Raw genomic sequence first — 10,805 nt, 5'->3', positions numbered from 1 at the left:
CGCCAAGCCTAGCCCCGTTCCCTGCACGGCCGACCCGGGGCCGCGCCGGAGTAGCGTTTCCCCCATGCGTTTCTCCGGCGGAACACCCTCAGGCGACCTCACCTACTCGGACGTCTTCCTCGTCCCCGGCCGCTCGTCGGTGACGAGCCGCCTCGACGTCTCGCTCGCCCCGGGCGACGGCACGGGGGCGACGATCCCCATCGTCTCCTCGAACATGAACTCGGTCACCGGTCAGCGCCTCGCGGCGACGCTCGCGCGCCGGGGCGGCCTCGGCGTCCTCCCCCAGGACATGCCCCTGCAGGCGCTGGACGCCGCGATCCGCTGGGTGAAGCGCCAGCCGGTGGCCTTCTCCGGCGCCCTCACCGCGTCGCCGGCGACGACCGTGGAGGAGGCGCTGCGCATCCTGCCCGCCGTCGCCGGCCACGGCTTCGTGGTGCAGGAGGAGGGCGGCGCGATCCTCGGCTGCGTCCCGGCCTCGCGCCTGGCGACCGCGCTGCCGGACGCGCGGCTGGGCGACCTGGTGCACTCCGCCACCCCCTCGATCGACGCCGACGACGTGCCCACCGCGCGGGCCGCCTTCGACCTCATGGTGGCCGCCGACCTCGACTTCGCCCCGGTGCTGCACCACGGCGCCCTGGTCGGCACGCTGTCGCGCACCGGCGCCCTCCGCTCCACGATCTACGACCCGGCCCTCGACGCGGACGGGCGGCTGCGCGTCGCGGCGGCGGTCGGCATCAACGGCGACGTCGAGGCGAAGGCGCGAGCGCTCGTCTCCGCGGGCGTCGACGTCCTCGTCCTCGACACCGCGCACGGCCACCAGGAGGGGATGCTCCGGGCGCTGCGGACGGTCTCCGCGCTCGATCTCGGAGTGCCGATCGCGGCGGGCAACGTCGTCACGGCCGACGCGGTGCACGACCTCGTCGACGCGGGAGCGGACATCCTCAAGGTCGGCGTCGGCCCCGGCGCGATGTGCACCACCCGGATGATGACCGCGGTCGGCCGCCCGCAGTTCTCGGCCGTCCTCGAGACGGCGGAGCGCGCGCACGAGCTGGGCGCCCACGTCTGGGCGGACGGAGGCGTGCGCTACCCGCGCGACGTCGCCCTCGCGCTGGCCGCGGGCGCCGCCTCCGTGATGATCGGCTCCTGGTTCGCCGGCACGATCGAGGCGCCGGGGGAGCTGCGCAGCGACGCGGCCGGCCGGGTCTACAAGGAGAGCTGGGGCATGGCCTCGGCCAAGGCGGTGCAGGAGCGGTTCGACCGCCTCGACGCCTACGAGCTGGCCCGCAAGCGGCTCTTCGCCGAGGGCATCTCCTCCTCCACCATCTACCTCGACCCGCTGCGGCCCTCGGTCGAGGACCTGCTCGACATGATCACCTCGGGGGTCCGCTCGTCCTTCACCTACGCCGGCGCCCGGAGCGTGGCCGACTTCCACGAGCGGGCGCACGTGGGACTGCAGTCGGCGGCGGGCTACGAGGAGGGCAAGGCGCTGCCGGTCAGCTGGTGAGCGGGCGCCGCGTGCTAGAACCGAGCCCATGACCATCGTGGACAACGCCGTGTACGTCGACGGCCGCCGCATCCGGAACCCCGACTCGCTCGAGGACACCTTCGAGCTGATGCGCGACGAGCACGGCATGGCCTGGATCGGCCTCTACCGGCCGACGCGCGAGGAGGTCGAGGCGGTCGCCGAGGAGTTCGGACTGCACCCGCTCGCGGTCGAGGACGCGCTGAGCGGGCACCAGCGGGCCAAGCTCGAGCGCTACGACGACGGGCTCTTCGTGGTGCTGCGGCCGGCGCGCTACGCGGACGCGGCCGAGACCGTCGTCTTCGGCGAGCTGCACGTCTTCGTCGGCCCCGACTTCGTGGTCACCATCCGGCACGCCGACTCCCCGGACCTCGCCCGCGTGCGCCGCCGCCTGGAGGAGGATCCGGCCCTCCTCGCCCGCGGGCCCGAAGCGGTGCTCTACGCGATCCTCGACCAGGTCGTCGACGAGTACGCGCCCGTGGTGTTCGGCGTCCAGGGCGACGTGGACGAGATCGAGGACCAGCTCTTCGGCGACGACTCGGACGACGGGCTCTCGGAGCGCATCTACCGGCTCTCGCGCGAGGTCATCCACTTCCAGCGCTCGGTGCAGCCGCTGACCGCCCTGCTGCACGAGCTGCTGCAGGAGTCGACGCCGGTGGAGGGGGAGCCCTCGCCCTCACCGGAGCGGATCGAGCTGCGCCGCTCCCTCCGCGACGTGCTCGACCACACCATCCGCGTGACGGAGGCGGTCGACTCCCTGCGCGCGATCCTCGACAAGGCGCTCACGGTGCACTCGACGCTCGTCTCGCGCCGGCAGACCGAGACCGGGCTCGCCCAGAACGACGTGGTCCGCAAGATCTCCTCGTGGGCGGCGATCCTCTTCGCCCCGACGCTGGTGGCGGGCATCTACGGGATGAACTTCGACGACATGCCGGAGTTGCACTGGCGGCTCGGCTACCCCTGGGCGCTGGGCCTGATGGTGCTGTTCGGCTTCGCACTCTACGCGGTGTTCAAGCGGAAGAAGTGGCTCTGAGCCGCCGCGTCGGAGCACGCCCGGCGGTGCTCCGCGGCGGGTAGACTCGGCGCCACAATGGACGACCCTCCCTCTGCGCATCCGGCCCGTTCCGCTCGCCGCCGTGCTCCTCGGACTCCCGCTCCCCGCTCCGGTGCCGCCGCTCAGCGGACCCGCACCGGCCGGCCCTCCTCGCACCTCCCTCTCGTGACCGGGGGCGACCACCGTGGGAACTGAGTGGCTCCTCCTCGGGGTCGGCCTGCTGCTGACCCTCGGAACCGGCGTCTTCGTCGCCAGCGAGTTCGCGCTGGTCAACCTCGACCGGGCCGACCTCGAGGCCCGTCGCGACCGCGGCGAGACGCGCCTGGGCATGACGATCGCGGCTCTGCGCGTCACCTCCACGCACCTCTCGAGCGCGCAGCTGGGCATCACCCTCACGACGCTGCTCACCGGCTACACGATGGAGCCCGCCCTCTCGACGCTGCTCCAGGAGCCGTTCAGCGGACTCGGCATCCCGGAGGAGGCGCTCGCGCCGGTGATGACGGTGGTCGCCATCGTCATCGCGACCCTGCTCTCGATGATCCTCGGCGAGCTGGTCCCCAAGAACTTCGCCCTCGCCCTGCCGCGGGCGACCGCGAAGCTCGTCGTGCCGCTGCAGACCGCGTTCACGACGGTGTTCCGCCCGGCCGTCGCCCTGCTGAACGGCAGCGCGAACGCCCTGCTGCGCCTGGTCGGCATCGAGCCGAAGGAGGAGCTCTCGGGCGCCCGCAGCGCCGAGGAGCTCTCGAGCCTCGTGCGCCACTCCGCCAGCGCCGGACTGCTCGAGGAGGACACGGCCGACCTGCTCGGGCGCACCCTCCGCTTCTCCGCCCTGACCGCCGGCGACGTGATGACGCCGCGCCTGCGCTTGTCGACGGTCGAGCGCGCGAGCACCGCGCAGGACGTGCTCGATCTCGCCCGCACCACCGGGTTCTCGCGCTTCCCGATCACGGACGACGACATCGACGACATCGTCGGTGTCGTGCACGTCAAGCAGGCCGTCGCCGTGCCCCGCGGCAAGAGGTCCGACGTGCCCGTCACGGCGCTGCGCTCCGAGCCGCTCCGCGTCCCCGAGACCATGAAGCTCGACGTGCTGCTCACGGAGCTGCGCGGACGCGGCTTCCAGCTCGCGGTCGTCGTCGACGAGTACGGCGGGACGGCGGGCGTCGCCACGCTCGAGGACCTGGTCGAGGAGCTGGTCGGCGAGGTCGCCGACGAGCACGACCGCTCCCGCGCCGACGTCGTGAAGCTCCCCGGCTCCACCACCTTCCCGGGCATGCTCCGCCCCGACGAGGTCCTCGACCGCGCCGGCGTGCACATCCCCGAGGAGGGCCCCTACGAGACGGTCGCCGGATTCGTGATGAGCGAGCTCGGCCGCCTCCCCGCCGTCGGCGACCGGGTCGACGTCGAGGGCGGCTCGCTGCGCGTCGAGCGCCTGGACGGCCGCCGCATCGACCGCCTCCGCTTCACCCCCGACCCCGACGCGGATCCCGACGGGATCCCCGACCCGCTCGCCGACGTCGCCCGCGGACACCGCGGCCGGAAGGAGGCCGACGATGAGTGACTGGGCCGGAATCGCCTGGCTCGTGGTGCTCCTCGCCGCGAACGCCTTCTTCGTCGGAGCGGAATTCGCGGTCATCTCCGCGCGCCGCTCCCAGATCGAGCCCCTCGCGGAGAGCGGACGCCGCAGCGCGATCACCGCGCTGGCCGCGATGGAGCACGCCACCCTGATGCTCGCCACCACGCAGCTGGGCATCACCGTCTGCTCGCTGCTGATCCTCAACGTGAGCGAGCCGGCGATCCACCACCTGCTCGAGGTGCCGCTGCACGCCGTCGGCATCCCCGACGAGCTCTCCGGCACCGTCGCCTTCGTCATCACGCTGCTGATCGTGTCGTTCCTGCACGTGGTGCTCGGCGAGATGGTCCCCAAGAACATCTCGTTCTCGATGCCCGACCGCGCCGTGCTCCTCCTTGCGCCGCCGCTCGTCGCCATCGCCCGGGTCCTCCGACCGATCATCGTCGCGCTCAACGCGGTCTCGAACGGAGTGCTCCGCCTCTTCAAGGTGGAGCCCAAGGACGAGGCGAACAGCACCTTCACGCTCGAGGAGGTGCAGACGATCGTCGACCAGTCCACCCGCGAGGGCACGCTCCGCGACTCGACCGGGACCCTCCTCGCCGCGTTCGAGTTCACCGAGAAGAAGGTCCACGACGTCGCCCTGCCCCTCGACGGCATCGTCAGCCTCCCCAGCGGAGCGACCCCCGCCGACGTCGAGCGCGCCGTCGCCAAGCACGGCTTCTCGCGCTACGTGATCCTCGGCGAGGACGGCACCCCCGAGGGCTACATCCACCTCAAGGACGTCCTCGACCTCGACGGCGACACGGAAGGCGCCAAGTTCCGGCTCCCCGTCCCGGCCAAGCGCATCCGCCAGCTCGCCTCGATCTTCGAGGCCACCGACCTCGAGGACGCCCTCGCGATCATGCGGCGCACCGGCGCCCACCTCGCCCGGGCGTTCGACGAGCAGGGCCGCGCCACGGGAGTGCTGTTCCTCGAGGACATCATCGAGGAGCTCGTCGGCGAAGTCGACGACGCCACCCGCCGCTAGGCGCGGGCGCTGGAGGGGGCATTCGCGGCGTTGTCGTCGGGCGCGATACCGCCGGTATCGCTTCCTCCTCCGCCTTGCGACTGCCCCCTCCAGCACCCGCGCCCCCTCTGGAGCAAGGGGGGGGAGGGGTGCGGCTGCGCCGGCACGCATCGGGAGGGGGTGCGGCTGCGCCGGCACGGTGCGGGAGAGGGGTGCGGCTGCGCCGGCACGCATCGGGAGGGGGGGTGCGGCTGCGCCGGCACGGTGCGGAGGGGGAGTGCGGCTGCGTCGGCACGGGGCCGGACTCGGGGCGGCCGGGTCGCAGGGCGACGTAGGGTGGCGGGATGGGTGAGCGGGTCGGGACGGCGGAGGCGGCGCGGAGCATCAGGGTGCCGCGGGAGGACGACGACAAGTACACGCGCGGGGTGCTGGGGATCGCGACCGGGTCGGAGCGGTACCCCGGAGCGGCGGTGCTCGGCGTCGAGGCGGCGGTGCGGACGGGAGTCGGCATGGTCCGCTACCTCGGACCGGAGCGGCCCTCGGGACTGGTGCTCGCCCGGCGACCGGAGGTCGTGACCGCATCAGGACGCGTGCAGGCCTGGCTCGTCGGCTCCGGCACCAGCGCCGAGGACCGCAGCGACGAGGAGCGGCGCACCCTGATCGAGCAGGTGCACTCGGGAGTCCCGGTGGTGCTCGACGCCGGCGCGCTCGACCTGATCGACGAGGCCGCCGGCCCGGTCGTCATCACGCCGCACTACCGCGAGCTCGCCGGAGTGCTCGGCCGAGCGGGCCTGGACGCGGACGCCGCGACGATCGCGGAGGCCCCGGGGGAGTGGGCGCGCCGGGCGGCCGACCGCCTCGGAGTCTGCGTGCTCCTCAAGGGCGGCACCACCCACGTCGTCGCGGGCGGCGTCGGGCTCGAGGTCTCCGGATCCACGCCCTGGCTGGCGACCGCGGGCAGCGGCGACGTCCTCGGCGGCGTGCTCGGCGCACTCCTCGCCGGTCGAGCCGCGGACGCAGAGGCGGCCGGGGAGACCCTCACCGCGGAGGACCTCGCCCCCCTGGCCGCGGCGGCCGCCGTCCTGCACGCGGAGGCCGGACGGAGCGCCTCCGCCGGAGGCCCGATCGCGGCGCTCGACATCGCGGAGCACCTGCCCGGAGTGGTCGCCGCGCTCCTGCGCTGACACGCTCGCCGGACGAGCGCTGAACCGAACCGGGACCGCCGCCGTTGTCCTGGAGGAAGCGACGACCGCGGCCCGGCTCACCGGCCCCGCACCGCCGCCTCATCGGCTGCTCGAAGCGAGCACCTCTACCGTCGGATCCGCCGCGTCCGCCTTGACCAGGAGAACAGACATGACCGCGAAGACCACGACTCCCGCCCGCTACGCCCTGACCCTCCTCGCCGGCGCCGGCACCCTCGCCGCCCTCGCCGCCTGCTCCAGCACCACCACGACCGGGAGCGACGCCGCCGACGCGGCGACCACCACCGCTCCGAGCACCGCCACCAGCTCCGCCCCCGAGGCCACCGGCGCCGCCTCCTCCGCCGCGAGCGGCAGCAGCTACGCCGACGGCACCTACGAGGCAGAGGGCGCCTACACCTCGCCGGGAGGGAACGAGAAGGTGGGCGTCTCGCTGACCCTCGCCGACGGCGTCGTCACCGACGTGACCGTGACCCCGGAGTCGGAGAACCCGACCGGCCAGCAGTACCAGTCGCGCTTCGCAGGCGGCATCGCGGGCGAGGTCGTCGGCAAGCAGCTCGACGAGCTGAAGGTCTCGAAGGTGTCGGGGTCCTCCCTCACCTCCGGCGGCTTCAACGACGCCGTCGAGACCATCAAGGCCGATGCCACGGCCTGACGCACCGACGGTCCTCGGCCACGCGTGGCGGTTCGACGCGATCGGCACCGGCTGGCAGATCGACAGCGCCGAGCCGCTCGGACCCTCCCATCGCGCCCGGGTCGAGGCGCGCATCGCGGAGTACGACCGCACCTGGTCGCGCTTCCGTGACGACTCCGCCGTCTCGCAGCTGCGGGTCGGCGGTGAGCACGTCTTCCCCGCCGAAGCGGACGACCTCTTCGCGCTGTACGACGTGCTCGACGAGCTGACCGGCGGGGCGGTCACCCCCTTCGTCGGCGGCTCGCTCGAGCAGCTCGGCTACGACTCCGCGTACACCCTCGTCCCCCGCGGACCCGCGGTCCCCGCTCCCTCCTGGGCGGCGGCCCGCCGCGGGGCGGCGGGACTCCGGGTCGAACCGGGCACCGTCGTCGACGTCGGCGCTGCGGGCAAGGGCCAGCTCGTCGACCTCGTCCTCGAGGAGCTCGCCGGAGCCGGACCCGCCCTCGTCGACGCGAGCGGCGACCTCCGGGGCGCCGGAGCCGGACCCGTCCGGGTCGGCCTCGAGCACCCCTGGGACCCGAGCAGCGCACTGGGAGTGGCGGTGCCCGGCGAGCGCGCGCTCTGCGGCTCGGCGAGCAACCGCCGCGCTTGGGGCAGCGGCCTCCACCACGTCCTCGACGGGCGGACCGGCGCTCCGGTCGAGACCGTCGTCGCCGCCTGGGCGGTGGCCGACACGGCCCTCGTCGCCGACGGGCTCGCGACCGCGTTGTTCGTCTGCCCGGCCGAGACCCTCGCCGAGCGCTTCGACTTCGAGTTCGTCCGCGTCCGCAGCGACGGCACCCTCCACTACTCGCCTTCCTTCCCCGGAGAGGTCTTCCGATGATCGGCACCTTCGACCGCGCCCTCGGCCGCGTCACCACCTACCGGCTGGTCTGGATGACGCTCGCCGCGCTCCTGCTCGTCGCCGTCGGCTACGCCGCAGCCGGCCTGATCTTCTCGACGCCGCTCGAGATCGTCGGCACGACGCTCGTCGCCGTCGCCTCGACGGCCCTGGTCAGCGCGGTCCTCGCGAGGCTCTTCCGGAGCCGCGCGCACCTGGAGTCCTCGCTCGTCACCGGTCTGCTGATCGCCTGCCTGCTCTTCCCGACGGCGGATCCCCGCGGGCTCGCCGTGATCGCGCTCGTCGGCGCGATCGCCGCCGCGTCCAAGTACGTCCTCGCGTGGCGGGGCCGCCACCTCTTCAACCCGGCCGCGGTCGCCGTGCTGATCATCGGCTTCACCGGGCTCAACGCCGGAGCCTGGTGGATCGCCAGTGGCGCGATCTGGCCGTTCGTCGTCGTGGGCTCCCTTCTGATCGTCGCGCGGGTCCGCCGCTGGGCCGTCTTCGCCGTCTTCGTGCTCGTGGCGGGCGCGGTGTCCGTGCAGCAGGCGGTGCAGAACGGCCAGGACCTCGGCGCCGCGGCGGCCCTGGTCCTCACGGCCTACCCCTTCGTCTTCGCCGGCGCCTTCATGCTGACGGAGCCGCTCACGCTCGCACCGCGCCGCTCGCAGCAGCTGATCATCGCGGTCGTCGCAGCGCTCGTGGCGAGCGTCCCCTTCCACTTCGGCGTGATCTCCGCCACTCCGGAGCTGGGCCTCGTGGTCGGCAACGCCCTCGCGTTCGCCTTCGCGTTCCGCCAGCGCCGCCGGCACACGCTCGAGCTCGCCTCGACCCGCGTGCTGGCGCCGGGCATCGCGGAGTACCGCTTCCGCTCCCGCTCGCCGCTGACCTTCGAGCCGGGCCAGTGGCTCGAGCTCGATCTGCCGCACCGCGCCGACAGCCGGGGCAGCCGGCGCACCTTCTCGGTCTCCTCCGCTCCGTCCGACGGCGAGATCGCGATCGCCCTGCGGATGCCGGAGAAGGCGAGCAGCTTCAAGCGCGCCCTCGCCGCCCTGGAGCCCGGCGACTCGCTCCGGGCGACGAGCGTCGGCGGCGACTTCGTCCTGCCGGCCGACGCCTCCGTGCCGCTGCTGCTGGTGGCCGGCGGCATCGGGATCACCCCGTTCGCCAGCCAGCTGCGCTCGCTCGCCGACGGTCCGCAGCGCGACGTCGTCGTCGTGGTCGCCGCGCCGAGCCTCGCCGACGTCGCGTACCGCGACCTGCTGCAGGAGTCGGGGGCCCGGGTCGTCCTGTGCTCGAAGGAGGCGCCGACCGAGCTGCCCGCGGGGTGGTCGCATGTGACCGGGCGACTGACCGCCGAGCTGCTCGCGGACGTGGTGCCGGACGCCGGGCGACGGGTGGGCTACGTCTCCGGGTCGCCGTCCTTCGTCGACTCGGTCCGCGGCGCCCTGCGCGGTGCCGGGGCGAAGCGGATCCGCACCGACGCGTTCGCCGGGTACTGACGTCCGCCGGGAGCGGCGCTCTCAGCCGGGCTCAGGTGCTGCCAGGGTCCCGTTCAGCGGCCCCTCTACAATGACGCGGTGCCGTCCTCCCCTCCTCGAGCGTCCTCCCGCCCCCTCGCCCGGCTGCGCGAGAACCGCGACTCCGTCGCCGTACTCTGGGGCGCCTTCGCGCTGGTGCACGTGGTGCTCTCCCTCCTGGCGCTGTTCGCTCCGGGTCTGCCGATGGGCGACGTCAGCATCGTCTACAAGGAGTGGATGAGGACCGCCGTCGAGGGCGGCGGCATCGCCGGGATCGACACGGGCTGGGTCTACCCGATCCTCGCCTGGGGCCCGATCGCCGCCTCCTGGCTCTTCGGCTCGGCCGGCTACGACCTGATGTGGCTCGTCCTCGTCGCGATCGCCGACGCCGCCGCCTTCGCTCTGCTGCTGCGCGGCCGGTCGGCACCGCGCCTCGCCGCAGCGCGCTGGTGGCTGCTGTTCCTCGTCCTGCTCGGGCCGATCGCGATCGGCCGCATCGACGCCTTCACAGCGCCGCCGGCCATCGCCGGGATGCTCTGGGCCGCGACCCGTCCGGGCGTCGCCGCGCTCCTGCTGACCGTGGCCACCTGGATCAAGGTGTGGCCGGCCGCGATCCTCGCCGCTGCCGTGCTGGTCCTGCGCGGTCGCCTCCGGATGATCCTCGTCCCCGCGGTCGCCTCCGTGATCATCGTGCTGGCGGTCGTCCTCGTCGGCGGCGGGGACCAGGTCTTCAGCTTCGTCACCGATCAGACCGATCGGGGCCTCCAGATCGAGGCCGTCGTGAGCACCCCCTGGATGTGGTTGTCAGTCCTCCCGGGATCGGGGAGCTACGTCTACTACGCCGCCGACATCAACACCTTCGAGATGCACGGGCCCGGCACCGAGTTCGCCGCGAGCCTGATGACCCCGCTGCTCGCTCTGGCCATGCTCGGCGTGGCCCTGCTGGGTGCCCGTGCTCTCGCCCGTCGGGCGGACCCCGCCAGGCTCTTCCCGTTGCTCGCGCTGACCTTCGTGGTCGTGTTCATCGACACCAACAAGGTGCTCTCGCCGCAGTACATCGTCTGGCTCGCGCCGCCGGTGATCGCCGGCCTGATCGCGTGCCGCGACGGCGCGTTCGACCGGCCCGCGAAGCTGACGCTCGTCACCGCGGCTCTGACCCAGGTGGTCTACCCCTACCTTTACCTCTTTCTCCTCTGGTCGCACTGGTGGATGGTGCTCGTGCTGACCGTGCGGAACGTCCTCCTCGTGGTGCTGCTCGGCTGGCTGCTGCGCGAGCTGTGGCGGATGGGGACGGCACGGGTCGTCGTGCCCGGAGCCGCGTCGTCCGCGTCGTCGCTGACCGGCGAGACCCGCCTGGCGCCCCAGGGCTCGTAGGCTCGGAGGGCGCGACGCCGGCACGCGGCGCGCGCAGTCAAGG

9 protein-coding genes are annotated in these 10,805 nt (G+C 73.4%); all 9 read left to right on the top strand.

Features of this window, described 5'->3' with window-relative positions:
- The first annotated feature begins 64 nt into the window (after positions 1-64).
- The 9 genes from GSU45_RS10965 (at position 65) to GSU45_RS10925 (ending at position 10,762) form a co-directional block, all read left to right on the top strand.
- Positions 65-1,504: a GuaB1 family IMP dehydrogenase-related protein gene (locus GSU45_RS10965; protein ID WP_159914937.1), complete on the top strand. Its 1,440-nt coding sequence runs from the start codon at positions 65-67 to the stop codon at positions 1,502-1,504.
- A 28-nt stretch (positions 1,505-1,532) separates the two neighbouring features.
- Positions 1,533-2,555, top strand: coding sequence for a magnesium/cobalt transporter CorA (gene corA / locus GSU45_RS10960; protein WP_104224113.1), 1,023 nt, complete (start codon positions 1,533-1,535; stop codon positions 2,553-2,555).
- A gap of 205 nt (positions 2,556-2,760) precedes the next feature.
- Positions 2,761-4,137 carry a hemolysin family protein gene (locus GSU45_RS10955; protein ID WP_159914935.1) on the top strand — a complete coding sequence of 459 codons (1,377 nt, stop codon included), beginning with the start codon at positions 2,761-2,763 and terminating at the stop codon, positions 4,135-4,137.
- Positions 4,130-5,176 (top strand): hemolysin family protein, encoded by a 1,047-nt coding sequence (locus GSU45_RS10950; protein WP_104224111.1) that lies wholly within the window; start codon positions 4,130-4,132, stop codon positions 5,174-5,176. The genes GSU45_RS10955 and GSU45_RS10950 overlap by 8 nt, the downstream gene beginning before the upstream one ends.
- Before the next feature lie 323 nt (positions 5,177-5,499).
- Positions 5,500-6,339 (top strand): ADP/ATP-dependent (S)-NAD(P)H-hydrate dehydratase, encoded by an 840-nt coding sequence (locus GSU45_RS10945; RefSeq protein WP_159914933.1) that lies wholly within the window; start codon positions 5,500-5,502, stop codon positions 6,337-6,339.
- 169 nt (positions 6,340-6,508) lie between these two features.
- Complete coding sequence (locus tag GSU45_RS10940) at positions 6,509-7,009, top strand: FMN-binding protein (RefSeq protein ID WP_104224453.1); 501 nt, start codon at positions 6,509-6,511, stop codon at positions 7,007-7,009.
- Positions 6,996-7,871, top strand: coding sequence for an FAD:protein FMN transferase (locus GSU45_RS10935; protein ID WP_159914931.1), 876 nt, complete (start codon positions 6,996-6,998; stop codon positions 7,869-7,871). The genes GSU45_RS10940 and GSU45_RS10935 overlap by 14 nt, the downstream gene beginning before the upstream one ends.
- Entirely contained in the window at positions 7,868-9,370 is a 1,503-nt protein-coding gene (locus GSU45_RS10930; RefSeq protein ID WP_159914929.1) for an oxidoreductase, read from the top strand. Before GSU45_RS10935 ends, GSU45_RS10930 begins: the two co-directional genes overlap by 4 nt.
- Before the next feature lie 78 nt (positions 9,371-9,448).
- Positions 9,449-10,762, top strand: coding sequence for a glycosyltransferase 87 family protein (locus GSU45_RS10925; RefSeq protein ID WP_159914927.1), 1,314 nt, complete (start codon positions 9,449-9,451; stop codon positions 10,760-10,762).
- Positions 10,763-10,805: the final 43 nt, after the last annotated feature.

Origin of the sequence: Rathayibacter sp. VKM Ac-2801 (assembly GCF_009834245.1) — a bacterium.
GTDB lineage: Bacteria > Actinomycetota > Actinomycetes > Actinomycetales > Microbacteriaceae > Rathayibacter.
This window is presented reverse-complemented; position numbering and strand designations above follow the sequence as displayed.

What these genes read in the sequence shown, in the direction of transcription:
- GSU45_RS10930 (WP_159914929.1), top strand. Translation starts at nt 7,868, where the DNA reads ATGATCGGCACCTTCGACCGCGCCCTCGGCCGCGTCACCACCTACCGG.
- GSU45_RS10940 (WP_104224453.1), top strand. Translation starts at nt 6,509, where the DNA reads ATGACCGCGAAGACCACGACTCCCGCCCGCTACGCCCTGACCCTCCTC.
- GSU45_RS10950 (WP_104224111.1), top strand. Translation starts at nt 4,130, where the DNA reads ATGAGTGACTGGGCCGGAATCGCCTGGCTCGTGGTGCTCCTCGCCGCG.
- GSU45_RS10935 (WP_159914931.1), top strand. Translation starts at nt 6,996, where the DNA reads ATGCCACGGCCTGACGCACCGACGGTCCTCGGCCACGCGTGGCGGTTC.
- GSU45_RS10945 (WP_159914933.1), top strand. Translation starts at nt 5,500, where the DNA reads ATGGGTGAGCGGGTCGGGACGGCGGAGGCGGCGCGGAGCATCAGGGTG.
- corA (WP_104224113.1), top strand. Translation starts at nt 1,533, where the DNA reads ATGACCATCGTGGACAACGCCGTGTACGTCGACGGCCGCCGCATCCGG.
- GSU45_RS10965 (WP_159914937.1), top strand. Translation starts at nt 65, where the DNA reads ATGCGTTTCTCCGGCGGAACACCCTCAGGCGACCTCACCTACTCGGAC.